The sequence below is a fragment of the Enterococcus sp. AZ077 genome, assembly GCF_051714965.1.
Taxonomy (GTDB): Bacteria; Bacillota; Bacilli; order Lactobacillales; family Enterococcaceae; genus Enterococcus_B; species Enterococcus_B hirae.
Genome location: NZ_JBIOSX010000001.1, coordinates 654,832 through 677,879 on the forward strand (window position 1 = coordinate 654,832; position 23,048 = coordinate 677,879).

The window sequence follows — 23,048 nt, forward strand, 5'->3', positions numbered from 1 at the left end:
GATTTTGATGGTATGTACTAAAAGTAAAATCAGGCTTATTTCATTTTTGGTAGATGATTGTCCCAACATCGCCTATCTATTTAGCAACAAGTAATAAATGATTTTTCAAACTATCTAGTTCGTTTTCTTTCTCTTTTCCAATCATGAATTCCTCTTTGTCTATAGTTACCTTATTTACTTTTGAAATCTGAATCTCTTGTACAACATTATTGTTTTTATAAAACTTTATTTGATAGTTGAATCTTTTTTGCTTTGATGTCAGTTTCATATCATAACGTTGAGCATGTTGATCCGATTTATTAAACAGAACATTAAGGTTTCCTATTAATGTTTTTAAAAAATTGGGGTCTGTAGCTTTCCAACTTTTTTCTTTTCCTTCGTCATCTTTAACAAAAATCACTGCTTTATCGACTTCTTCTAAAGAAACCACAGGATCATTCTTTTGCTTGCAAGCACCTAAAAATAATAAATAAAACATTGAAAATAACACAACAAGAAATTTCTTTTTTTTAATGTTTTTTCACCACCTTGTTTATAATCTAGTGTCAAAAAAATATAAAATAACATATAAAAAATATGGATATTTCTATTTTTATTATACCTTTTCCTTTTTGTTCTGTTAAGTTAACGTTTGCAGTATGCTTGGTTATATTAAGATTATTTGAACTGAATAGCTTTAAAAAGAGTATGGGGAATTTTATTTCTTCCATTTTGACTAGTGATTCTCTTTCGAACTGTCTATGTTTAAGTTTTTGATAACAAATTTTTCTGACAAAAGTAATCTAAATGAAGGGGAGATCCATTGAAATAGAATTAGAATCTGATACGATAACTTTTTATAACGGAAGTCTATGAATGGGGCATCATGTGGATGACGAGTGTTTTATCTTAGCCAGAGCTTCCTAACAAGTTCACACAATAAATCACAGTGTTGGAGGTGGCACAGTTTACTTCTATTGTGATGTAAAATAATCGCAAGTGATGGATGAAGGATATTCGATAAGCGGATTACTGAATGAGTATAAAGCCAAAAAAAGAAAAATAGAGAGGAAACTTATCAACTAAGTTTCCTCTCTGTTCTATGTTTTGATCGAATTTTTTAGAAATTATTGGTTAGCTGTTTCGACTAACTTTCGATATACTCGCTCAACATCTGCTGGGGTTCCCCGTAATTCATAGTCGGCGAGAAAAGGGAAGCCAAATTGGCTGGCGTATTGTTTAGCGGTTAAGCAATATTGATTATTAAAATTTTTGTTTCCACTCCCTACGACACCCAGACAAAGCGTATGATTGTCTTCGTATTCCAGATATTCACGCATGGTTTCTGTTAAAATTTCTGTATCACCGTTATCTAACCCATTTCCTCCATCTAAGTAAGTGGGTACAAAAGTGAAGAAAGGTTCACTCTCTTGTTGAAAGTCACTATTTTCATGAATTTCTTTTAGCGTGATTTCTGGTAATTGAGGATTTAACTCATGTTGGTTCGCAGCATATTCAGCAAGTTTTTTAGCGAAAGCTCGTGTGTTTCCAGAGATCGATATATATAGAATGTTCATTACATTTCCTCCAATTCTTGTCTCCAGTATAGCATTTTTTTATCAATTTTTGGAAAAGGTTTTCCCTAAATGAATATGCAAGATTCTTGTATAATTAGAAAAAAATAGTTACAATTATATTTCTATTAGAATTTTTATGAATAAAGTAAAACAGGTGAAGATTTGTTATACTTTTGGTAAAAGCGGTTTATTTTGGAGGATGCTTAAAATGGATACAGAGCAACAGAACAAAGGAATAGGGTTGTTTCCACTAGCGGCCTTAGTGATTGGGTCAGCGATAGGAGGTGGCGTATTTGGTATTATGACGGACATCTCCGGATCGGCTGGTGCCCCAGCTATTTTTAGTTGGGTGCTAGTTGGAACAGCTATGTTGATGCTCTCGTTATCAATCAATAATATCAATAAAAAACGTCCAGAGCTGGAAGGTGGTATTTTCAGCTATGCAGAAGCTGGTTTCGGACGTTTTGCTGGATTTATCAGTGGTTGGGGTTATTGGCTTACTTGTTGGTTGGGGAACGTGGCCTTTGCTACGTTGCTAATGAGTGCTTTAGGTTACTTTTTCCCAGTATTCGACGGAGGTCAGAATATCGCTTCGATCGTTATGAGCACTTTGTTTTTATGGGGATATGCTTGGCTAGTCAATCGTGGGGTCGAAAATGCAAGTTATGTGAACGCTATTGTAACGATCTGTAAACTTGTCCCACTATTTTTATTTATTGTTGTAGCAATCAGTACCTTTTCACTGCAACAATTTATCGATAATTTTTCTAGTGATATCATATTGAGTGCGAATGGCCAGCCCGTGCCATTTTCTAGTCAGATATTGAGCTGTATCATGGTGATGTTATGGGTGTTTGTTGGGATCGAAGGAGCTTCTGTGGTTGGTTCTCGTGCAAAGAAAAAATCAGATATAGGGAAAGCAACGATCCTTGGTATTTTTGGTTTAATCATCATTTATGTTTTAGTTTCGATGTTACCTTATGGGACAATGTCAATGAAAGAATTGCAAGGAATCCAAACACAGCCAGCGATGGGCTACGTGTTTGAAATGATGGTAGGAAAATGGGGAGCAATCTTGATCAACGGCGGTTTGATCATTTCGCTTGTCGGTGTCTGGTTATCTTGGACGATTTTACCGATTGAAACCATGAGGAATATGGCAGATGCTAACTTATTACCGAAACGCTGGGGTCAAGTCAATAAAAAAGGTGCACCAACATATGCTATTGTCTTAACGACGATTTGTACTAATGTTTTCTTACTTTCTTTATTGTTCACGGATAGTGCGTATAATTTTGCTTACACACTTGGGACAGCAGCGATATTCTTTACTTGGTTATTCTTAGGTCTTTATCAGATGAAACTATCTTATCAAAGAAAAGAATGGGGGCAATTCTTTATCGGCTTTTTAGCCAGTGCTTTTCAAGTCTGGGCAATGCTCGTGGTTGCTTTCAATGAAGTGATGTTAGTGTTAGTACTCTTCTTACCTGGGATCTTCTTTTATTTAAGAGCCCGGAAAGAACAAAATGAGCCAATCCCTCATCTTCACTTAGATAAATTTTTATTAGTCGGTGTCACAATGATCGGACTAACAGCAATGATTCTATTTGCTACAGGCGTTTTACATGTTTAAATACACAAATATGTTAAATTAAGTCATTAAAAAAGCCAAATAAACGGTAATTCATGATTCTAATAAAAGAATCGTTAGCAAAACCGGTTATCTGGCTTTTTTTGATGTGTTCATGCACCTACTATTGTTTTGGTCTGATCAACCATTCCTGATAATGTAGGATCAATGTCCACTCGTTATTTTGATTCCGACCAGACTAATCAATAATAAGCCAACGAAAAACCAAGTGGCTAATGTCAGTTTATCATGAAACAAGACGACACCAATGATCACTGAACCAACGGCACCGATTCCGGTCCAAATAGGATAGGATAAACTCATTGGTAACTGTTTGATCGCCTTTGATAAGAGATAAAAGCTGGCGATCATGCCAATGACTGTGTAGAAAGAATAATTCAATTTAGAAAAACCATCACTCCATTTCATCATCGTAGACCAAAAAACTTCCAAGATTCCCGCTAAGATTAATTCAAACCATGCCATATTAATCACTCCATTTACACAAAAAAGAGGAGTAGCATTCCTCCAAAGACCTAATGGAATGCTTATCCTCTTAATACTACCCGGCGATAGTTGTGTCATTATTTTGTTAATTGAAAGGATAACACAGAATAAAAAATAAGGGTAGTGATAAGCTAAAACGTGAACCAATTTGAATCGGCCATTCGATTTAGAAGTCGTTTTTTGGAGGAAAACACCTACGCTAAAGTGTTATTTTAGATAATGAAGCACGTTTTTGTTTGTTTTTTGTTCATTTGTTAGTTAACAAAAATAAGATCTCAATAAATTTGAACTGTAAACGAGTTGTTTCAATCGTAAGTGATTTTTCTAATTTTTTTATCGAATTGACTGAATTTTTAAAAAATACAATGAGATAATTGGATTTTATCTATATTTTCATGGCTTTTTGATTTATAATAAAAAAATATCTTGTAATTTTAAGGAGGAAGTCAAATGGAGAACTATCTTAGTCTTTTAGGTGTCTTGATCGTCATTATCGGTTTTGCACTAAAATTAGATTCAATTTTGATCGTAATGGTCGCACTGATCGTCACCGCATTGACAGGCGGTTTAGGAATTGAAGGAATGTTAGAAACTTTAGGAACAAGTTTTGTCAATAATCGAGGAATGGCTATTTTTATCATTATTATGTTGGCAACAGGTACACTGGAACGTAATGGTTTGAAAGAATCAGCAGCTTCGCTTATTAAGCGCTTTAAGAAAGTATCAGCTGGGATGATCATTGATATCTATGGGGTCTTCCGTATGATCTTTGCAGCGTTCAATGTCAGCTTTGGTGGAGTTGCCGGTTTTGTTCGCCCAATCATCATGCCAATGGCTTTAGGAACAGTCGAATCAAAAGGCCTGGAAATTGATCCACAACATGAGGAAGAACTAAAAGGCATGTCTTCTGCGATGGAAAATATTTGTTGGTTCTTTGGTCAAGTATTATTCGTTGGTGGAGCAGGTGCGTTGTTAGTTCAATCGACTTTAAAAGGTCTGGGTTATGAAGTGACACTAGGACAACTTGCTTTGGTTGAAGTACCAGTTGCTGTCGTTGCACTGATTGTTGCAAGTATTTATTTCTACTTAAGAGAGAAAAAATTAGCGAAAAAATATTATTCAGGAAAGGGGCAATAATATGAGCTTTTTTACAGATCCTGAAATTTTATTAGGGGATAAATTATTAGAAATATTATATATCATCATGGGGTTAGTTCTGATTTATACAGGAATCAGAAATATTAACGATAAAACGAATCCTCATCGATACGGTTCTGCTTTTTTCTGGACAGTATTAGGAATCGTAATTGCTGGTGGAAGATGGTTACCTGCGATCGTCAACGGTCTTTTGATTTTTGCCATGACAGTTCCAGCGATTGCAAAGAAAGTCAGCAAAGGAGAAAGTCGCTTACCTTCTAAACAATACATGGAAAAAATGTCTGATAAATTAGGAATGAAAATCTTTATTCCGGCATTGAGTATTGGGATCTTTGCAATCTTGTTCGCACTCTTTACTAAGCTTGGCGCATTAGTTGGTGTTGGTGTCGGTGTTTTTGCCGCAATGGTGATCATGATGTTCTTCTCACGAGACAATCGACCAACTACTTTCTTAGATGATGCTGCAGATATGCTAGGAACAGTAGGACCTTTAAGTATGTTACCAATGCTCTTGGCATCATTAGGAGCGGTTTTTACAAGTGCAGGAGTAGGGACAGTTATTTCTAATGCAGTCGGGCAAATCGTTCCCGAAGGTAATGTGAATGTCGGTATTATAATCTATGCATTGGGTATGGTTATCTTCACGGTGATCATGGGGAACGCCTTTGCAGCGATTACGGTAATGACTGTAGGAATCGGTGCACCGTTTGTATTCAGTCACGGCGCAAATCCAGCACTAGTGGGAATGGTTGCTCTGACCTGTGGGTTCTGTGGAACCTTGTTAACACCGATGGCTGCAAACTTCAATGTCGTGCCTGTGGCAATGTTAGAGATGAAAGACAAATACGGCGTAATCAAGAACCAATTATTCGTAGCGATCTTCATGTTAGTGTTCCAAATCGTTTATATGATTTTATTTAAATAAGAAAAAACTCTATAATAATAGTTAGTTTATATTGAGAATAATGGAGGAATGTAAAATGAAAGTACTAGTAACTGGTTTTGATCCATTTGGTGGAGATAAAGTGAATCCTGCTTATGAAGCAGTGAAAAAAATGCCTGATGAAATTGCTGGAGCACAAATTATCAAAGTGGAAGTCCCAACGGTTTTTGCTAAAAGCAGCCAAGTTGTGGAAAAAGCAATCGAAGAACATCAACCGGAAATCGTCATCTGTGTTGGACAAGCTGGTGGACGTTCAGCTGTTTCATTCGAACGAGTAGCAATCAATTTAGCAGAAGCTAGAATTGCTGACAACGAAGGAAACCAACCTTTTGATACAGCGTTAGAACCAGATGGACCAGCTGCTTATTTCACTTCTTTACCGATTAAAGCAATGACAAAAAATGTCCATGAACATGGATTACCTGCTTACATTTCGTATACAGCTGGTACCTTTGTTTGCAACGACATCATGTATCGTTTGCTTCACTTGATTGAGACAAAATTCCCGACGATTCGTGGCGGATTTATCCATGTGCCATTTTCACCTGATCAAGTGATTGATCGTCCAGTAGGCACACCATCAATGTCATTAGATGATATTGCCGCTTCTTTGACTTATGCAGTAGAAGCAGCCGTAACAAATGATCATGACATTGCTGGCAATGCAGGAACAACTCACTAATTTTTACAAATAATGTAGTGAAAAACAAATCATTGTGTCGACTGGTCGAATCAGACCAGTCGATTCTTTTTTTGAAAGGAAACATAAGTAATGAACGACTGGCAAAAGGTATTTAAAGAATGGTATCCCAAAGAAATCAATCAAGTCTATCCAATTAAGATATCAAAACAGTATACAAGTAATCAGCGTTGGGAAATCTATGAAAAGTTGACGACGAAACAACGTCAATTAGTTGATCAACATCGACGCTACTTGATCAATTCCCAATTTATAGAAGAAAATTATTTAGCAGCGACTGATTGGGTCTTTTCTGATTTTAAAATCAATCCTTTTTTTCGTACCAAACGGCGACAACAAAAATTATATTGCGAATGCGGTCGTGAATTAAAAGTGCAATATATCGTTCATTCACCAAAGACCGGCAAGAGCCTTTCTTTAGGGATCAATCACTTTGCTGAACATTTACACGTAAGCCCGCAAATCGCAACATCTATCAATCAAGGGATGACTAAAGTCGATTTAGCACTAGACGAATTATTGTGGCTGAAACAGCAAAACGTGGCGTTTCCAGAAGATTTATGGCAAGAATATTGTTTTATGCTCTACCAAAATCGAAAATTAAAAAATCCCTATTTGCCTGATCAAAAACTAGTTGCCAGGGTTGTGGATTTTCGTGAAGCAGATATGCCAATTTATCTTGCTGATTATCAAGCGCTGAAACAAGAGATCTCACGTATTGCAACGCAATTAGAGGGAACCCCTAAAAAAATTCGTGGGAAGAAAGAACTATTTGAAGATTTTTCAGAAGAATTAGTGAAAGATGTCGAGACTTTTTTAACGAATTACCGAACTTTTTTGCAAAAAGATTGGGCGTTGATCGCTGTTGACGGGGGTGAACAACTATCATTGACCTTCTTTGAAACATTCATCCAGCAATTAAGAGCAACTGGACGCCAACAAACTCCAGAACAACAGAGTAAAATGACCGAATATGCACGCAAGCAGCGATTTATCCAATCCGAGGTGTATCTTTTCATCTGGCAGCAATATTGTCGTTATGGTTTCACAGAAGGCTTCTTTGATAGTATTCCTAGAGTCATGAGAAATGGTTTCTTGAAGGTCTTACGAAAAGAAAAAGAAATGAAGCAAACAGTGATAGCCAACGAAAATGTGTCACAGAAAAAGGTAGTCACCGAGGAAGTATGGGATAAAATTGCTGTTGAGTTGAAAACGAAAAAAGTGATGACCATTTTAACAGAACTAAATGAAAATGACTATTCCTTATCGAAAGAACAAGAACATGCGTTACAATATTTCCAACAATTAGAAAAAGTTTTGCAAACAGAAAATTCAAAAACTAAGCAATTATTAAAAAGACTATTGTGAAAGTCGATAGGGTAAAAATAAGCTAGCTACCACCAATCAATTGTTGGCGGCAGCTAGCTTATTTAGATAAGTACCAAGAAAAAGGGAACATCGAAACATGCTTTACCAGAAGACTGTCGATTATATTCAGATCAAAATGATCATGGCACGGTCTTAAATCAGCACACTCTTTTCATGCTCTTGATCATATTCTTTTTCCATTTTTAGCATTCGTTCACGTTCTTTTTGGTTATACCAAGGAGAAACTGTGAAAGCCAAGACATCATTCAATAGGTAAACGGAACTATTGACAAACATAGCTAAACTAGCTGAACCATGTCTAAATGAGATGTACCACAGAACCATCTGTGCTAATCCTGAAGCCAACCACCAATAATATTGGTTATTGTAACGCAAGAAACTGATCACACCAGCTGTCAAACTGATTGAAAAGGCAATAGCATCGATCCAAGGACGTGGATCGTCTGTTAAGCGCCCAATCAAGAAACCTGAAATAGCATAAACCAGGATCGTAGCAAAAATTGCGACTAACCATGTTTTTCCATTGAACTTACGAATTTTTGCTGCCATGTTATGATTCCATTCTTTACTTAATAAAACAGGGATATCTAAGGTGATCATATAGGCGATCTGTTCGCCGATACTCAAGTAATTTTTAGCAGAAAAACCAACGATGATGAAACAAATAGCTGATAAAATTCCTAAAATACCATTAACAGATTTCGCTGCATTGATTGATAAGATACACAAGACACCAAGTGTAGTACCGATAAAAGTGATCACCGCTAACCAAGTAATAGGGCTATTCACAAGGGTCATAATCTGACACCCAAGACTAAAAAAGAAAAGATAGTAATTTTGTTGAGGCCAACCTTTGAGTTGGTGTGCTAAAAAGCGAAAATAATTTATCATTGATAAAAGCTCCTTTAAACACTAAATATAGTATGTGTTCGATTTGTTGACACAACCTATTGTATTACTTTCAAAAAATATTTCTAGTCTTTCAATTTAAAATAATATGTGTTATGATACTTTTTGCTTTGTTTTCTGGAAACATGAAAACTTTACATTGAATTGATGAAAGAATGGGAAGTCAACCGACGTAGGTGAACTTTCCATTTTTTTCTTTATAAAAAACTTTTGACCAAAGAAAATGTTAAAATATGAAAAAGAATAAAAGATTAAAGGAGTAAAAAAATGAATTTATCTGCTATCCATCATGTCGCAATTATTGTATCTGACTATCAAAAATCACGGGAATTTTACGTTGATAAGTTAGGCTTTGAAGTAATCCGTGAAAATTATCGTGCGGAAAGAGAAGATTATAAATTAGATTTAAAGCTTGGAACAGCTGAATTAGAAATATTCGGGGTAGCTAATGCGCCTAAACGTCCAAGTTATCCAGAAGCATGTGGATTAAGACATCTGGCTTTTAAAGTGGAACAGATTGAATCTGTCATTGAAGAGCTTCGTTTAAAAGGGATCGAAACTGAGCCAATTCGAATCGATACATTTACTGGGAAAAAAATGACTTTTTTCTTTGATCCAGATGGCTTGCCGTTAGAATTACATGAATAAGTAACAAAATTGTCACTTTTTCTTTCTGTCATTCGATTTTTTTTAATAAAAAATCTTGGTATGCTAGTAAAAAAAGGAAAAGGGAGACACTGATGAAGATGAAAAAAATTTTATTTGGGTCAGCTATTCTCATACTTATTGGGCTAACGGCTTCGTTAGGATTATTGACTGCTACGTTTCGTTATGATGATATTAGTGAACAAGAATATCAAATTTCACTGAAAAAAGCAGTCGGAATCTTTAAAAAAGAAACAAATAAAACAAAAGTTCAAATGGTTCAGTTTGTACCAAAAGAGGATGTCCAACAACAAACAAACAATACCTTTCAATATCTTTTCGTAGATTCTGAACAAACGCTTGTTGTCAATCCTACAACCGGAAAGCCAGCTGTTCGTTCGAGTAAATTAGCCGAAAACCAACCATTCTTTGACATCAAAAAGATCTACTCAAGCAAATCTCCTCAAAAGGCAATGAAAGAAGCTGTTAAACAAAGTGGAAAGCGCAATGCTAAAGTAAGAAGTTGGGTTTTGCTAATGAAAAGCGACAAATTATACTATGAGATCAAATTAGCAGAGGATAATGAAGAATCTGTTTTGTTGATTCGTGCCTAAAAATCAATAGCTATCATTTTTCTTTTTTACAATATAAGAGTAAGCTAAATGTGTAAAAAAGAAAGGAAGTCATTGCTATGGAAAAGATGAAATGCCCAAATTGCGGGAAAAAGTTTACTTATGAAGAAGTCAACAATGTAGTTGAACATGTTGATAAAGAAATGCCGATCGTTTGTCCTTATTGCCGGACAGAAGCTGCTCGCATCGTTTCACATGGTTATTTTGTTACCCAAAAAATCGAGGATTATTTAAAATAACTCTTTTGATCTTTATTTTTCAGTGATAGAATGAAAAAAAGGAGAGAATGAAATGATTCGTTTTGCAAAAAAAGAGGATGCTCAAGAGATTGCTCCGCTTATTTTAGTTATTTTAAATGATATGGAATTACCTTTTTTACAAAAGTATGGGAAAGAAAAAACAATTGAAATCTTAGAAGAAGCCATTATGGATCCCGATTATCGTTACAGTTATACAAGAGGAATTGTTGAAGAAATTGATGGCAAGATAGCTGGTGTAGCATTTGGCTACACAGATGAAGAAGAGCCATTTATCGATAAACCCTTAGAAGTAATTTTAGAAAAACATGGAATTACAGATAAGGAACAATTATTTGTAGATCAAGAAACATTTCCTAAAGAATGGTATTTGGATTCCATTTCCGTTTCGGAAGCTTTTAGAGGACAAGGAATAGGTTCACACTTACTTGAAGCTTTACCTAAATTAGCTAAAAAAACTGGGCGAAATGTTATTGGTTTAAGTGTAGATGAACAAAATCCTAACGCCAAAAGATTGTATGAACGTCACGGATTTAAAGTAGTAGGTAAAAGGAAAATCAGTGATCATCTTTATGATCACATGCAAAAGGAAATTTAATGGTTTCTTAATTAAATCAAACTTATTATTTTTTAATAAAGACATTTAAATTGTTGTAACTATTATTTGATAAAATGTTGAGTGAAAACAAGGTTTTTCACTCTTTTTTTGTTTTGTTTTCATAAATGTCAGTTGTATATATTAAATGATAGTTGTTATAATCTCTTTTTTATGAAAATATTTTTCATTTATTTTCAATTATTCTGTAATGACGGGTCTTTTTTTAAGTATTAAAATATGCTCTATCGCTCGTCACTGGGCTTGGAGACAGGAAAGGACCGTTGAAATGTTAAGAAGTAAAATTGGGAATATATTTGGTGTTATGCTATTATTTTTAAATCTCTTTGTTGCTCTACCTGCAATAGCGGAAACTTATACGCCTCAAGATTCTGGTAGCATCTATGATGATTTAACTGGTGATTATGGAATATTAGGGATTGCTTCTCAATTCCATATATTCGCAAAAGAAAAAACGACGATAAACGCGCATACAAATGGTAATGTTGCAACAAAAGAGCTAGATGCAAACAATAATTTTGGGACAGATATCATCACAGGTGACCTCCAACTAGAAATTAACTATGTTCAAGCAACTGATTCTTTGATTGGCTCATCCTTTACTTCGGGAGATAGTAACCGAGTAAATAAATTTGTTGTAGGTTCTTCAATTAGTACAGGGATCGAAAATGATCGGGCAGTGGTGAATGGCTCAAGGATCGACCATTTATCTGCTTCAGAACTTTATCAAGATCGCCCTGGGAATACTTATATTGATTTTGACACGGAATTTGCAAAATTAGAAGGAGCTTCGGAAAGTTTGATGTCGATTACTCCTGCTAAAACCTATCTTTCAAGTGATTTTCCTGATATGAATAATCGAACGATTGATGTAACAGGAATGGGAAGTTCAGATGTTGTAATCATCAATGTGGATGCTTCAGTGTTATCATTGAATACACCACTGAATATTGTAAATTCTGAAAATAAAATTTTGGTTATGAATGTCATCAATGCACCAGCTGATTTCACGATCCAGTCACAAATTCATTACAATAATCGAGCAAATCATGAAACGGAAGATTTTTCTGACGCAAATATTTCATGGAATTTCCCAAGTAATGTAACGAACTTGGCGATAAATGCACCTTTTCAAGGTACCATTATTGCGCCACGAGCAGATGTCACAGCCAATCAAAATATGGATGGAACAATCATCGGAAAAAATGTTACGCTAAATGCAGCAACCAATCGTTGGGACCCTAACGAAATTTTCCTTGCTGATAATCCAGATAATTCTGGATCAAGCGATAGCAGTACGGACACGACAAGCAGTGACAGCAGTACGGACACGACAAGCAGTGACAGCAGTACCGACACAACAAGCAGTGATAGCAGTACAGATACCACAAGCAGTGATAGCAGTACAGATACCACAAGCAGTGATAGCAGTACAGATACCACAAGCAGTGATAGCAGTACAGATACCACAAGCAGTGATAGCAGTACGGACACGACAAGCAGTGACAGCAGTACGGACACGACAAGCAGTGACAGCAGTACCGACACAACAAGCAGTGATAGCAGTACAGATACCACAAGCAGTGATAGCAGTACAGATACCACAAGCAGTGATAGCAGTACAGATACCACAAGCAGTGATAGCAGTACGGACACGACAAGCAGTGACAGCAGTACGGATACGACAAGCAGTGACAGTAGTACGGACACGACAAGCAGTGACAGCAGTACCGATACGATAAGCAGTGACAGCAGTACCGATACCACAAGCAGTGACAGTAGTACTAACCCAACAAGTGGTGACAGTGATACCGATACGACAAGCAGTGACAGCAGTACGGACACGACAAGCAGTGACAGTAGTACTAACCCAACAAGTGGTGACAGCAGTAGCAACCCAACAAATGGTAATAGTGATACGGACACGCCAACTCCATTTCATATTGATCCAAGTATGAGCGGAGAGGATACCAATCAGGTGTATCCTAATAATAATGATAAAACTAATCAATCAAATGGAATGAATAGCACCATCCCACAACAAGGGAAGGGTACTGATTTAGATAGAAATGAGTTTAACAGTTCCACAAATGAAACAACTAACGTAACCGATGAATCTCGGTCAATGGATTTTCAAGATCAAGATTCACAAGTTTTGCCAAAAACAAATAGTGCTTCCAATAAATGGTTAGCAATTGTTGGTGGAATGATTATTGTGTTAGTTGTTATTGTGGGATTTATGAGAAGAAAGAAGCATAAATAAGAAGAATAAATAAAGGCTCATCAAGTGTTTGACTGAGCCAACTAAAAATAAGCCTTCCTACATGAAGCGTATCTGCTAAGTTCGTTTGTTCTGACTAGCGGGTCTTGTTTCCTAGAGGATGGCTTATTTTTTCTTGAAGTTATTCTGATTATAAGAAGGAGCAAGTTAATTTGTGTCTAATCGGTAAGAAAGAGGTGTATCTTTGTCATGGTTTTTACGGTATAACCAGTAGTCTAATACAGCTGCGATACAGATACAGATAGGCGCATTTTCTTCCATTGGAATATCAAGTACATAATAATCTCCAGAAAAAAGCGTTGCTTTATCCATTTTCATGATTCGTTGATTAAAATGATGGATTTGATATTGATGGTTATAGATATCTCCTTGAACTGTCCAATGAAGACGACGTACATAGTAAAAATCCCCGGGCCAGTTAAATATTTTTTGCATCGTTCCTACTTTTTTAAAATCCTTATAAAGTTCAAAACGGGTTCCGAAAGTTAGAGTCGTTTGTTTAATATGTGCCACAAGATTTCCGTTCATTGCATAAAGAGACAAAGCATCTCCTTTTGTTCCCCAACGACCAACCATTAAGAAGATGGATTTACCAGATTCATTTTTAACAACAGTCCTCGTGACACGACTGAGATGCTTTTCTTGAATGAAAAATTCTGACATCTTTCTCCCTCTTTTCTCGAAAATTATAGATTTTCGGAAATTGCCCGTAAGATTGCCTTGCCGACCCCAGACTCCAGGTTAGTATCAGTGACAAATTTTGCGTAATCTTTGACTTCGATTTCAGCATTTCCCATCGCAAAACTAACACCAGCCACTTGTAACATACTAACGTCATTAAAATTATCCCCAATCGCCATGACATCGTCTAATTCGATTCCTCGGTCATGTGCGACATGAGCCACAGCAATTCCTTTTTGGGCATTTTTGTGATTGACCTCGATATTGTTTTGACCAGACGATGTAACAGCTAAGTCACCCAGTTCACTGATTTCTTTTCCAACTGGACCCAATACTCGCGGACCTTCCGTATGGAAACAAATCACTTTTAATACCTCTAATGTTTCGTCTTGGAGCAAGTCACGAATACTATCAACATAATTGATATGCAAAAGTTCAAGGTTGGCTGAAGCCATCGCAATCGCCATTTTATATGTTAAATGGGGGAGATGACTACCAATCATTGAGGCAAAGCTTTCAATTCTTTTGGCTTGGCTTTCAGAATAAAGCCCTCGATTGGTAGATACTTCATAATAAATCTCATTTTGATCAAGGATATCTAAGACAGTTGCAGTTTTTAGAGTCGGTATTGGAACAGTGAACAAGGAGTTTCCTGTTTTGTCGAAAACTTGCGCACCATTTAGCGTAATCATGGCACAATCAATGCCAACTTCATCTAAAGCCGCACGTGCTTCTTGATAATTGCGACCAGTCGCAACCATAAATTCAATCCCTGCATCATTGGCAAAGCGGATCGCTTCGGCATTTTCGGGTGATATACTCATATGGGCATCTAATAAAGTACCGTCCATATCTGATGCGATTAATTTGATCATAACTCTCATCGTTCCTTTCTTTCTCTTCTTCTTAGTTTACCATATCCAGATGACACTGCGTGCGAAGATTGCCCCTTGTTAAGAAAGAATTTGTGAGTTATCCTGATTGTTGGAGGTGGAACGATTGAAAGAAATCATTCATAACAGTTGGCAAACGATTTTAACAGATGAGTTTGAAAAAGAATACTACCAAAAGTTAAGAAACTTTTTAAAAAAAGAATATACGACTCAGAAAATTCATCCAGATATGTATCATATTTATGAAGCGTTGGAATTGACTCCTTACGAAAAAGTAAAGGTTGTGATTTTAGGTCAAGACCCTTACCATGGTGTCAATCAAGCACATGGCTTATCTTTTTCTGTGCAACCAGGGGTTAAAATTCCACCATCATTAAACAATATCTATAAAGAATTGCAAAGTGATTTAGGTATTTCGCCGGTCAAACATGGCAATTTAGTTTCTTGGGCTAAGCAAGGCGTTTTACTATTAAATACGGTACTAACGGTCCGAGAAGGTCAAGCTTACTCACATCGTGGTAAAGGTTGGGAAATATTGACGGATAAAATCATTGAAAAATTAAACGAACGAGAAAAACCAATCGTTTTTATTTTATGGGGGAAACCAGCTCAAGAAAAAATGAAAATGATTGATAAAAGTCGGCATATCATTTTAACATCTGCTCATCCTAGTCCATTATCAGCTCATCGAGGATTCCTAGGCTCTAAACCTTTTTCTAAGACCAATGATGCACTGATGGCATTAGGGGAAACACCGATCGATTGGCAATTACCTGAAACAGTGTAATAAGACAGCGTTTTCCTGTTATATGTCAGATTGTATGTTATGTGAAAGACTTCATTACTAATGGTTTTTTGACTGATACAGATAAAATAAACTGTTCTTTTTTTTAGGAATAGTGTATGATGGATACATAGAAAATATCTGGAGGTCATCTTGTGGAATTGTTTGATAGTTTGAGATTCAAAATTGTACGTCGCAGCATTAAAATCGTTTTTCCTGAAGCAACTGATGCAAGAATTTTAGGTGCAGCAGCTCGTTTGAAAGCGGAAGAATTAGTGGAACCTATTTTGATTGGTAGCGAAGAAGAAATCACAGCTGCTGCTCATGCTCGTGGAATTAAAACTTCAAGTTTTACGATTATTGATCCAAATCGTTATGATAAATGGGATGAAATGGTTGAAGCTTTTGTGGAACGTCGTAATGGAAAGGCATCCAAGGAACAAGCAGAAAGCATCTTAAAAGATGTCAATTACTTTGGTACGATGTTGACATATATGGGAATTGCTGACGGGATGGTTTCTGGTGCGATTCACTCAACTGGAGATACTGTTCGTCCAGCGTTACAAATCATCAAAACAAAACCAGGCGTCAGCCGAACAAGTGGTGCGATGATCATGGTACGTGGACGTGACCAAGAAAAATATGTCTTTTCAGATTGTGCTATCAATGTCAATCCCAATGCCCAAGAATTAGCAGAAATCGCTGTAGAATCAGCAAAGACTGCTGAATTATTCGATATTGATCCTAAAGTAGCATTAATGAGTTTTTCAACTAAAGGATCTGCGAAAGCACCAGAAGTGGATAAAGTGGTCGAAGCAACTAAAATTGCTAAAAAATTAGCGCCTCAATATGTAATTGATGGCGAATTACAATTTGATGCTTCTTATGTTCCTTCAGTGGCTCAACTAAAAGCACCTGATTCTGATGTAGCTGGACAAGCAACTGTCTTTGTTTTCCCAGAATTGCAATCTGGAAACATTGGTTACAAAATTGCTCAACGTTTTGGTAATTTTGAAGCGATCGGACCGATCTTACAAGGATTGAATAAACCAGTTTCTGATTTATCTCGTGGAGCAAACGAAGAAGATGTGTATAAATTAGCGATCATTACTGCAGCCCAAACATTATTAGATTAAGATCTAAGTCTAAATGAATAAGAGTTCGTGAAAGAAGCGATCGGCTCCGAGCGTATAAGCGCTGATTTTTTTGAAATATTTTTCATGTTTTGAAAAATTTAGACTTATTGCAAGGAGCTGATGATTGGAAAATATTTATTCATTTTGACACATATGAAAAAGCTCGGGACGACCTTTGTCCCAAGCTTTTTTTGCTTTAAAAAATTTTGCATCCACGATATACTGTCACAAAAGGCTAGATGAAGGAGTAAGTTAGAATGATTAAATTAAGTGGTTTAGATAAGACAGAAGAATTGGCAAAAGTCATCGGTGAAGTGGCACAGCCTGGGGATAATTTAGTATTAACTGGTGACTTAGGAGCCGGAAAAACAACGCTGACCAAAGGGATTGCTCGCGGATTAGGAATCGAACAAATGATCAAGAGCCCCACTTATACAATTATTCGGGAATATGATCAAGGTAGATTGCCACTTTATCATATGGATATTTATCGTGTAGCAACTAGCGGCGCGGATCTTGGTTTAGATGAGTATTTTGAAGGAGAGGGTTTATCTGTCATTGAATGGGGAAATCTTTTAGAAGAGGCATTACCAGAAGACTATTTGGAACTGATTTTAGAAAAAAGTGATACAGATTTAGAATATAGATATGTGAAATTTCAAGCATATGGGGAGCAAAGTGAAGCTTTCAAACAACGGATCATGGAACAATGGAGACAAAACAATGAGTGAAGAGATCTCATTGACCATTCGAGAAGCTCAGCCAAATGATGCCAGTGAATTATTAGCAATGATGCAACAAGTAGAGGAAGAGACTGACTTTTTGGTTATGGATGAACAAGGAATGGAGCTAACACCTGAAGCCTTAGCTTTATCCATCGAATATCTACAAGACAGCAACAATAATCTTTTACTCTTAGCTTGTATGGGTCAAAAAATCATCGGGGTTGTTTCTGTTAAAGCAGGCGAACAATACCGCATCTCTCATGTGGGAGAGGTTGGAATCAGCATCTTAAAGGACTATTGGGGTTTGGGCTTAGGAACGATGTTGCTTGAAGAAGTATTGATTTGGGTGAAAGAAAATGGTGTACTTTTTAGACTAGAACTAGATGTGCAAACTCGAAATGAACGAGCGGTTCACTTGTATCAAAAAATGGGTTTTGAAATCGAAGCGCTTATGAAAAGAGGGGCCCGAACAGATGATGGGGACTTTTTGGATGTCTATAGGATGTCTTTATTGATTGACTGATCTTAGATTTAGGAGGACATCTTTTCAAATAATCAGAAAAAATTGGTGAATGGTTGGAATGAAGGGGATAAAGGTTAGAAAAGGCGATCAAAAAATCCATGGTTACCTGTAAAAAGCAACCATGGATTTTTTGTCTACCTGTTTTTTAGTAGCTCATTTTAGGGTAACTAATTTTTTCAAAGGATCTGTTCCAAAGTGTTTTTCTTGATAAAGTAAAATCTCTGCACAGGCACGACTGTCTTCTAATGCATCATGGTGATTCGCTAAAGTGATATTTAAATTTTCACAGACAGTATTCAATCGATGATTTGGCATCTCTGGAAATAAACGACGACTGGTTTTTACCGTACATAAAGATAAATAATGAGGTTGGAGCAAATTGTAATAATCTAAACAACCAGCTAGAACTTTCGTATCAAAAGCTGCGTTATGAGCGACGACTAAGCGGTTTTTTTGGAAATAATGTTGAATCGTTTGCCAAACTTCAGGAAATTTGGGTGCGGTACGAACATCTTCTTGATGAATACCGTGAATTTGAACATTTCTCCAGAAAAAAGGTGTTTCTGGCTGGATGAGTGTGTAATATTCATCAACAATTTGGCTATTTTGGACCATAACCAATGCTAATGAACAAGCACTGTGGGATTGATGGTTGGCTGTTTCAAAGTCCATTGCAACAAAATTCATGTGTATAAAACCTCCTTAAAAAATAAACACTAACATAAAAAGTGAAGAAAAGAAAGTGATGGATATGTAAAAAAAATCAATCAAATGAAGAAAGACCACGCTCAAAAAAGAAGCATCTTTGCTGATCTTTCTTCATTCTCTTTAATAAAAATATTCAGTCCTGCCTAGGATGACGATGGCTAACAATGAGATTATTTCAAGTCTAGTTCTACGGGACAATGATCGCTTCCCATAATCGAGGTATGGATTTTTGCATCTATCAAGCGTGGCTTCAACTCGTCACTAGTTAAGAAATAGTCGATACGCCAACCTGCGTTGTTTTTTCTAGCATTGAAACGATAACTCCACCAAGAATAAATACCAGTTTGTTCAGGATAGAAATAGCGGAAGGTATCAATAAAGCCATTTGCTAACAAGTGTGAGAAGGCAGTTCGTTCTTCCATCGTAAAGCCAGCATTTTTTTGATTGGTTTTCCAATTTTTCAAATCAATTTCCTGGTGGGCAACGTTTAAGTCGCCACACACAATGACTGGTTTTTGTTTTTTTAGTTCTTCTAAGTAATGGTAAAAGGCTTCTTCCCATTGTAAACGGTAGTCCAAGCGTTTTAATTCATTTTGGGAATTAGGTGTATAACAAGTAACTAGAAAGAATTCAGGGTATTCAAGTGTGATCAAACGTCCTTCTTGATCATGTAAATCAATGCCCATTCCATAAGAGACATTTAGTGCGGGTTCTTTGGCAAAGATCGCTGTGCCTGAATAGCCTTTTCTTTCTGCATAATTCCAATATTGATGATAGCCAGGTAAGTCTAATTCGATTTGACCGGCTTGTAGTTTGGTTTCTTGAAGACAGAAAAAGTCGGCATCTAATTCATGAAAGACGTCTAAAAAATTTTTATTGACGATTGCACGTAGGCCATTCACATTCCAGGAGATAAATTTCAATTAAATACGCATCCTTTCTTTTGGATCTTAGATTAGCATTTGTGGTTCTATTGTACCTTATTTTACTAAAAAATAGTGTAAGATAAGAGTAATGAATGGATTGGAGGAACGAACATGCGAATTGGTGTGATTGGTGTGGGTAATATTGCAGAAAAAGCGTATTTACCTACTTATGCAAAAAATCAAGGAAAGATTGATTTCTACTTTGCGACTAGAAACAAAGAAACGAAAAAACGAATCCATGAAATGTATGGATTTGACCATCTATATGAATCAATTGATGAACTACTGTCTCAGGATATCAAGGCTTGTATGATTCATGCAGCCACAAAGGTACATTATGAATTAGCCAAAAAATGTCTTGAAAATCAGGTGCATGTGTATATCGATAAACCACTCAGTGTTGACCTTAATGAAATCAACGAATTACAAGAACTGGCAGATAAAAATCAAGTTGTCTTAATGGTTGGATTCAATCGACGTTTTGCTCCAATGGTCGAACGTTTGAAACAAGTCCCCGAGAAGCGGCTAATCCAGTTACAAAAAAATCGAATTGCCGCTCAGGAAACAACGGAATTTGTGATCTATGATTTGTTTTTACATCTTGTTGATACGGCGGTATATCTTTTGGACGAACCGATCTTGCGTACGAAATATCAGATCCGTGAAACAAAAGAATTTTTGGAATTTGCGGTTTTACAATTGGAAACAGCCCATCAAACAGCAATTTTAACAATGGATCTTTTAAGTGGAGCAAATAGCGAGAACTATCAGATCACTAGTAAAAGTGGCACTTATGAAGTGGCGGAATTAACGGATATGACGATCCAACGAGCATCAGGCGTCGAAATAGAAAAATTTGGCGATTGGGAAAATACATTAGTCAAACGTGGTTTTGAGCCAATGGTTCAAACATTTTTTGCAGAGATCAGCAAAGAAAAACCTTCAATGGAAGGATTGAAGCAACAAGGGATCATGCAAAGTCATGCACTTTGTGAAGAAATGCTGCGCAAACATACAAGACAACAAATGTGAGGGAAACTGGCAAGTTTGTTTTAAGCGTGATAGAATAATGGGGATGTTTGATATAGAAAGGAAAATCCTCAGTGAATAAAGAAGACTTAGTTAAAAATTTACCAGCACTCAATCTATTGTTTGATGAACCATTGATGAATTACACGTTTACCAAAACGGGCGGTCCAGCGGATGTTCTCGTTTTCCCAAAAACACAAAATGAAGTAAAAGAAGTAGTGGATTATTGCCGAACCCATGATGTACCTTGGATGGTTTTAGGTAATGCCAGTAATTTGATTGTTCAAGATGGTGGGATTCGTGGCATGGTGATCATGTTGACTGAGATGAAACAAATCCGAGTTTCTGGGACGATGGTCACAGCTGAAGCTGGAGCAAAATTGATCGATACGACCTATGCGGCGTTAGATACTTCTTTAACCGGGTTTGAGTTTGCTTGTGGCATTCCTGGAAGTATCGGAGGCGCTGTTTATATGAATGCAGGTGCCTATGGCGGTGAAATCAAAGACGTATTAGCAGAAGTGGATGTTTTATTAGCAGATGGTACGTTGAAAACTCTAACCAACGAAGAAATGGCATTTTCTTATCGACATAGTAAAATCCAAGAAATGGATGCAGTCGTTTTAGAAGCACGTTTCCAATTAACTGCAGGAGAGCATGAAGTAATCAAAGGGCGGATGGACGAGCTGACTGAATTACGTCAATCGAAACAACCATTGGAATATCCTTCTTGTGGGAGTGTATTCAAACGTCCTGTGGGGCATTTTACTGGTCAATTGATCCAAGAAGCTGGATTACAAGGCTTAAAATGGGGTGGCGCTCAAATCTCTGAAAAACATGCTGGCTTTATTGTCAATATTGATCATGCGACCGCTACGGATTATACAGAATTGATCGCGCATATCCAAGAAGTGATCAAGGAAAAATTTGATGTGTCTTTGGAAACAGAAGTACGGATCATTGGCGAAGCAAAAACAGTGGATGCAAGCATGTAACCATTGCTAGTTGAATGAACTAGCCATCAATGACTACAGTGAGATGTTCAAACTTTTGTGATAAAACAGATAGAAAGAGCTATTCTGTTTAGAAAGGAAGTTAGCTTATGCTAGATAAACATGTTCCTTATGCCGAGATTTGGATGACTCGTCCATTAAGTGACAGTCTCCCTACGCAATCTTTAGCGACTGGGTATCATTTTGAGTACTACCGTCTAGGCGATGAAACCGAATGGGCAAGAATCGAACAATCAGTCGGAGAGTTCGCAACAGAAACAGAAGCACTTGCTTACTTTCAGAGAGCTTTTTTACCTTATCAAGAAGAACTTCAGCAACGAATGCTTTTCGTTGTAACTGATACAGGTGAAAAAATCGCGACTTGTACCGCTTGGTTCAAAAAACGGAAGGATGGAAGCTATCCGCTTTTTCATTGGCTGGCAGTAGATCCGAGGCATCAAGGAAAAGGGATTGCCAAAGCATTAACGATCGAAGTATTGCGTATTTTCCAAAAGCTGGCATCTCATGGACCAGTGTATCTGCATACGCAAACTTGGAGTCATCCTGCCATTCAACTATACCAAAAGCTAGGGTTTACGATTATCGCTGAGAATTTTGATGGACGTCCGAATAGCGAGTATCCCTTAGCAATGGACACTTTGGAAAAATTGAATATAAAAGCTAAAAAAGACTAAGATTCTTTTTGTGGAATAACCGTGATAATGGAAAGTAGAATCAGCTATTTTCTGTGATCATGGTTATTTCGGCTTTCTTTTTTCCGACCTACTGGTTTCATTTCAAATAGGTTTAGGCTGAAATGTAAGAATGTATATATAACTATAGGATACAATTATGAATGGAAAACAGTTATTTAGGAAATGAATGACCTGAAGAGGTAAATCTAGACTATAATACATTTAATATTTATTAAAGCTTTGAGAAAGATGTGCCAAATGATATTAAAGGGAGCGATATCATGAAGAAAACAGAAGAAATCAATCAAATTATAGTAGAATTATACGACTTGATTCTTAATAAAGAAGTCAAAGAAAGGGAAAGAGTATCATTGATCGAGGCTAAAAACAAACTAGAAAAGCAAGAATATTTTCCAAGAGTAATGAAAGATCTGGAATATCAACTACGCCCTTTAGCGATCAAGAGTCAATTGACACCACCAGTCGCAGCTTTTTATTTAAAAATTTCGACGATGAGACGCTTTGAACAAGAATTAGGTCGAGGATTAGCTTCGACACCTATCGCTTTTGGACCATTTTTTCAATAAATATCCCCTGAAGCGTGGAACCACTGCTAGCTGGTTTATCTGATCTCTTTAATAAGTGTAAGTAGTACAATTCCTGAACACACTTTATTTGTTTTTATACTCATCAAAAAAGCCTAGGACGTCCTTGCCCCAGGCTTTTAATAGTA

General features: G+C 36.6%; 26 protein-coding genes. 18 read left to right on the forward strand and 8 right to left on the reverse strand.

The genetic code is table 11. The features are described 5' to 3' along the window. Window positions 1-76 precede the first annotated feature (76 nt). Together IGL28_RS02945 and nrdI are read right to left on the reverse strand one after the other, a co-directional pair. On the reverse strand, window positions 77-478 hold the full coding sequence (locus IGL28_RS02945; protein WP_010738313.1) for a hypothetical protein: 402 nt from the start codon (window positions 476-478) through the stop codon (window positions 77-79). Between the two features lie 628 nt (window positions 479-1,106). Beyond that, window positions 1,107-1,556, reverse strand: a complete 450-nt coding sequence (gene nrdI / locus IGL28_RS02950; protein WP_081127846.1) for a class Ib ribonucleoside-diphosphate reductase assembly flavoprotein NrdI — start codon at window positions 1,554-1,556, stop codon at window positions 1,107-1,109. Window positions 1,557-1,764: 208 nt separating this feature from the next. Here nrdI and IGL28_RS02955 point away from each other — a divergent pair, with 208 nt between their 5' ends. After that, entirely contained in the window at window positions 1,765-3,189 is a 1,425-nt protein-coding gene (locus tag IGL28_RS02955; RefSeq protein ID WP_438843887.1) for a basic amino acid/polyamine antiporter, read from the forward strand. 162 nt (window positions 3,190-3,351) lie between these two features. Here IGL28_RS02955 and IGL28_RS02960 read toward each other — a convergent pair whose 3' ends face one another. Further along, window positions 3,352-3,672, reverse strand: a complete 321-nt coding sequence (locus IGL28_RS02960) for a DMT family transporter (RefSeq protein ID WP_010719882.1) — start codon at window positions 3,670-3,672, stop codon at window positions 3,352-3,354. Window positions 3,673-4,143: 471 nt separating this feature from the next. On the opposite strand from IGL28_RS02960, the gene IGL28_RS02965 reads away from it, so the two are divergent. The 4 genes from IGL28_RS02965 (at window position 4,144) to IGL28_RS02980 (ending at window position 7,862) form a co-directional block, all read left to right on the forward strand. Further along, window positions 4,144-4,830 carry a DUF969 domain-containing protein gene (locus IGL28_RS02965; RefSeq protein WP_010719881.1) on the forward strand — a complete coding sequence of 229 codons (687 nt, stop codon included), beginning with the start codon at window positions 4,144-4,146 and terminating at the stop codon, window positions 4,828-4,830. A 1-nt stretch (window position 4,831) separates the two neighbouring features. Then, a complete protein-coding gene (locus IGL28_RS02970) occupies window positions 4,832-5,776 on the forward strand; it encodes a DUF979 domain-containing protein (RefSeq protein WP_010719880.1) in 945 nt (314 codons plus the stop codon). Window positions 5,777-5,831: 55 nt separating this feature from the next. After that, a complete protein-coding gene (pcp, locus tag IGL28_RS02975) occupies window positions 5,832-6,476 on the forward strand; it encodes a pyroglutamyl-peptidase I (RefSeq protein WP_010738311.1) in 645 nt (214 codons plus the stop codon). Between the two features lie 90 nt (window positions 6,477-6,566). Further along, window positions 6,567-7,862: a hypothetical protein gene (locus IGL28_RS02980; protein WP_081127850.1), complete on the forward strand. Its 1,296-nt coding sequence runs from the start codon at window positions 6,567-6,569 to the stop codon at window positions 7,860-7,862. A 153-nt stretch (window positions 7,863-8,015) separates the two neighbouring features. On the opposite strand, the gene pnuC is transcribed toward IGL28_RS02980, so the two are convergent. Next, window positions 8,016-8,774, reverse strand: coding sequence for a nicotinamide riboside transporter PnuC (gene pnuC, locus IGL28_RS02985; RefSeq protein ID WP_010738309.1), 759 nt, complete (start codon window positions 8,772-8,774; stop codon window positions 8,016-8,018). A 285-nt stretch (window positions 8,775-9,059) separates the two neighbouring features. On the opposite strand from pnuC, the gene gloA2 reads away from it, so the two are divergent. From gloA2 to IGL28_RS03010, 5 genes are all read left to right on the forward strand, one after another. Then, on the forward strand, window positions 9,060-9,440 hold the full coding sequence (gloA2, locus tag IGL28_RS02990; protein WP_010719876.1) for an SMU1112c/YaeR family gloxylase I-like metalloprotein: 381 nt from the start codon (window positions 9,060-9,062) through the stop codon (window positions 9,438-9,440). 92 nt (window positions 9,441-9,532) lie between these two features. Next, entirely contained in the window at window positions 9,533-10,051 is a 519-nt protein-coding gene (locus tag IGL28_RS02995; RefSeq protein WP_010719875.1) for a hypothetical protein, read from the forward strand. A 77-nt stretch (window positions 10,052-10,128) separates the two neighbouring features. Beyond that, window positions 10,129-10,308 (forward strand): hypothetical protein, encoded by a 180-nt coding sequence (locus tag IGL28_RS03000; protein WP_010738307.1) that lies wholly within the window; start codon window positions 10,129-10,131, stop codon window positions 10,306-10,308. A gap of 52 nt (window positions 10,309-10,360) precedes the next feature. Beyond that, on the forward strand, window positions 10,361-10,924 hold the full coding sequence (locus IGL28_RS03005; protein ID WP_010719873.1) for a GNAT family N-acetyltransferase: 564 nt from the start codon (window positions 10,361-10,363) through the stop codon (window positions 10,922-10,924). 286 nt (window positions 10,925-11,210) lie between these two features. Then, the gene (locus IGL28_RS03010; RefSeq protein ID WP_438843888.1) at window positions 11,211-13,205 is read left to right on the forward strand and encodes a collagen-binding domain-containing protein; all 1,995 of its coding nucleotides are present in this window, start codon (window positions 11,211-11,213) and stop codon (window positions 13,203-13,205) included. A 165-nt stretch (window positions 13,206-13,370) separates the two neighbouring features. Here the strand turns inward: IGL28_RS03010 and IGL28_RS03015 are convergent, their stop codons facing one another. Both IGL28_RS03015 and IGL28_RS03020 read right to left on the reverse strand, forming a co-directional pair. Further along, window positions 13,371-13,886, reverse strand: coding sequence for an LURP-one-related/scramblase family protein (locus IGL28_RS03015; protein ID WP_438843889.1), 516 nt, complete (start codon window positions 13,884-13,886; stop codon window positions 13,371-13,373). A gap of 23 nt (window positions 13,887-13,909) precedes the next feature. Further along, window positions 13,910-14,779 carry a Cof-type HAD-IIB family hydrolase gene (locus IGL28_RS03020; protein WP_010719868.1) on the reverse strand — a complete coding sequence of 290 codons (870 nt, stop codon included), beginning with the start codon at window positions 14,777-14,779 and terminating at the stop codon, window positions 13,910-13,912. Window positions 14,780-14,903: 124 nt separating this feature from the next. Here IGL28_RS03020 and IGL28_RS03025 point away from each other — a divergent pair, with 124 nt between their 5' ends. The 4 genes from IGL28_RS03025 (at window position 14,904) to IGL28_RS03040 (ending at window position 17,965) form a co-directional block, all read left to right on the forward strand. Further along, window positions 14,904-15,584 carry a uracil-DNA glycosylase gene (locus tag IGL28_RS03025; RefSeq protein ID WP_010719867.1) on the forward strand — a complete coding sequence of 227 codons (681 nt, stop codon included), beginning with the start codon at window positions 14,904-14,906 and terminating at the stop codon, window positions 15,582-15,584. 152 nt (window positions 15,585-15,736) lie between these two features. Further along, on the forward strand, window positions 15,737-16,717 hold the full coding sequence (gene pta, locus IGL28_RS03030) for a phosphate acetyltransferase (protein WP_010719866.1): 981 nt from the start codon (window positions 15,737-15,739) through the stop codon (window positions 16,715-16,717). Between the two features lie 257 nt (window positions 16,718-16,974). Next, window positions 16,975-17,448, forward strand: a complete 474-nt coding sequence (gene tsaE / locus IGL28_RS03035) for a tRNA (adenosine(37)-N6)-threonylcarbamoyltransferase complex ATPase subunit type 1 TsaE (protein ID WP_081127856.1) — start codon at window positions 16,975-16,977, stop codon at window positions 17,446-17,448. Beyond that, window positions 17,441-17,965: a GNAT family N-acetyltransferase gene (locus IGL28_RS03040; protein ID WP_034699781.1), complete on the forward strand. Its 525-nt coding sequence runs from the start codon at window positions 17,441-17,443 to the stop codon at window positions 17,963-17,965. The genes tsaE and IGL28_RS03040 overlap by 8 nt, the downstream gene beginning before the upstream one ends. A gap of 153 nt (window positions 17,966-18,118) precedes the next feature. On the opposite strand, the gene IGL28_RS03045 is transcribed toward IGL28_RS03040, so the two are convergent. Then, entirely contained in the window at window positions 18,119-18,652 is a 534-nt protein-coding gene (locus tag IGL28_RS03045; RefSeq protein WP_010719861.1) for a 3'-5' exonuclease, read from the reverse strand. A 191-nt stretch (window positions 18,653-18,843) separates the two neighbouring features. Then, window positions 18,844-19,596: an exodeoxyribonuclease III gene (locus tag IGL28_RS03050; RefSeq protein WP_010738301.1), complete on the reverse strand. Its 753-nt coding sequence runs from the start codon at window positions 19,594-19,596 to the stop codon at window positions 18,844-18,846. A 114-nt stretch (window positions 19,597-19,710) separates the two neighbouring features. Between IGL28_RS03050 and IGL28_RS03055 the strand changes: the two genes are divergently transcribed. The 4 genes from IGL28_RS03055 (at window position 19,711) to IGL28_RS03070 (ending at window position 22,902) form a co-directional block, all read left to right on the forward strand. Then, window positions 19,711-20,631: a Gfo/Idh/MocA family protein gene (locus IGL28_RS03055; protein ID WP_081127858.1), complete on the forward strand. Its 921-nt coding sequence runs from the start codon at window positions 19,711-19,713 to the stop codon at window positions 20,629-20,631. 71 nt (window positions 20,632-20,702) lie between these two features. Then, complete coding sequence (murB, locus tag IGL28_RS03060) at window positions 20,703-21,623, forward strand: UDP-N-acetylmuramate dehydrogenase (protein ID WP_010719857.1); 921 nt, start codon at window positions 20,703-20,705, stop codon at window positions 21,621-21,623. Window positions 21,624-21,730: 107 nt separating this feature from the next. After that, on the forward strand, window positions 21,731-22,315 hold the full coding sequence (locus tag IGL28_RS03065) for a GNAT family N-acetyltransferase (RefSeq protein ID WP_010719856.1): 585 nt from the start codon (window positions 21,731-21,733) through the stop codon (window positions 22,313-22,315). Between the two features lie 281 nt (window positions 22,316-22,596). Beyond that, window positions 22,597-22,902: a bacteriocin immunity protein gene (locus IGL28_RS03070; protein WP_081127860.1), complete on the forward strand. Its 306-nt coding sequence runs from the start codon at window positions 22,597-22,599 to the stop codon at window positions 22,900-22,902. Window positions 22,903-23,048: the final 146 nt, after the last annotated feature.

Bases quoted from the DNA above. Each gene is read 5' to 3' on its own strand.
- IGL28_RS03000 (WP_010738307.1), top strand. From the start codon at position 10,129: ATGGAAAAGATGAAATGCCCAAATTGCGGGAAAAAGTTTACTTATGAA.
- tsaE (WP_081127856.1), top strand. From the start codon at position 16,975: ATGATTAAATTAAGTGGTTTAGATAAGACAGAAGAATTGGCAAAAGTC.
- IGL28_RS02955 (WP_438843887.1), top strand. From the start codon at position 1,765: ATGGATACAGAGCAACAGAACAAAGGAATAGGGTTGTTTCCACTAGCG.
- IGL28_RS02995 (WP_010719875.1), top strand. From the start codon at position 9,533: ATGAAGATGAAAAAAATTTTATTTGGGTCAGCTATTCTCATACTTATT.
- IGL28_RS02970 (WP_010719880.1), top strand. From the start codon at position 4,832: ATGAGCTTTTTTACAGATCCTGAAATTTTATTAGGGGATAAATTATTA.
- IGL28_RS02965 (WP_010719881.1), top strand. From the start codon at position 4,144: ATGGAGAACTATCTTAGTCTTTTAGGTGTCTTGATCGTCATTATCGGT.
- pnuC (WP_010738309.1), bottom strand. From the start codon at position 8,774: ATGATAAATTATTTTCGCTTTTTAGCACACCAACTCAAAGGTTGGCCT.
- pcp (WP_010738311.1), top strand. From the start codon at position 5,832: ATGAAAGTACTAGTAACTGGTTTTGATCCATTTGGTGGAGATAAAGTG.
- IGL28_RS03015 (WP_438843889.1), bottom strand. From the start codon at position 13,886: ATGTCAGAATTTTTCATTCAAGAAAAGCATCTCAGTCGTGTCACGAGG.
- IGL28_RS02960 (WP_010719882.1), bottom strand. From the start codon at position 3,672: ATGGCATGGTTTGAATTAATCTTAGCGGGAATCTTGGAAGTTTTTTGG.
- IGL28_RS02980 (WP_081127850.1), top strand. From the start codon at position 6,567: ATGAACGACTGGCAAAAGGTATTTAAAGAATGGTATCCCAAAGAAATC.
- IGL28_RS03055 (WP_081127858.1), top strand. From the start codon at position 19,711: ATGCGAATTGGTGTGATTGGTGTGGGTAATATTGCAGAAAAAGCGTAT.
- IGL28_RS03020 (WP_010719868.1), bottom strand. From the start codon at position 14,779: ATGATCAAATTAATCGCATCAGATATGGACGGTACTTTATTAGATGCC.
- IGL28_RS03005 (WP_010719873.1), top strand. From the start codon at position 10,361: ATGATTCGTTTTGCAAAAAAAGAGGATGCTCAAGAGATTGCTCCGCTT.
- IGL28_RS03010 (WP_438843888.1), top strand. From the start codon at position 11,211: ATGTTAAGAAGTAAAATTGGGAATATATTTGGTGTTATGCTATTATTT.
- IGL28_RS03040 (WP_034699781.1), top strand. From the start codon at position 17,441: ATGAGTGAAGAGATCTCATTGACCATTCGAGAAGCTCAGCCAAATGAT.
- nrdI (WP_081127846.1), bottom strand. From the start codon at position 1,556: ATGAACATTCTATATATATCGATCTCTGGAAACACACGAGCTTTCGCT.
- IGL28_RS03065 (WP_010719856.1), top strand. From the start codon at position 21,731: ATGCTAGATAAACATGTTCCTTATGCCGAGATTTGGATGACTCGTCCA.
- IGL28_RS03045 (WP_010719861.1), bottom strand. From the start codon at position 18,652: ATGAATTTTGTTGCAATGGACTTTGAAACAGCCAACCATCAATCCCAC.
- IGL28_RS03070 (WP_081127860.1), top strand. From the start codon at position 22,597: ATGAAGAAAACAGAAGAAATCAATCAAATTATAGTAGAATTATACGAC.
- gloA2 (WP_010719876.1), top strand. From the start codon at position 9,060: ATGAATTTATCTGCTATCCATCATGTCGCAATTATTGTATCTGACTAT.
- IGL28_RS02945 (WP_010738313.1), bottom strand. From the start codon at position 478: ATGTTTTATTTATTATTTTTAGGTGCTTGCAAGCAAAAGAATGATCCT.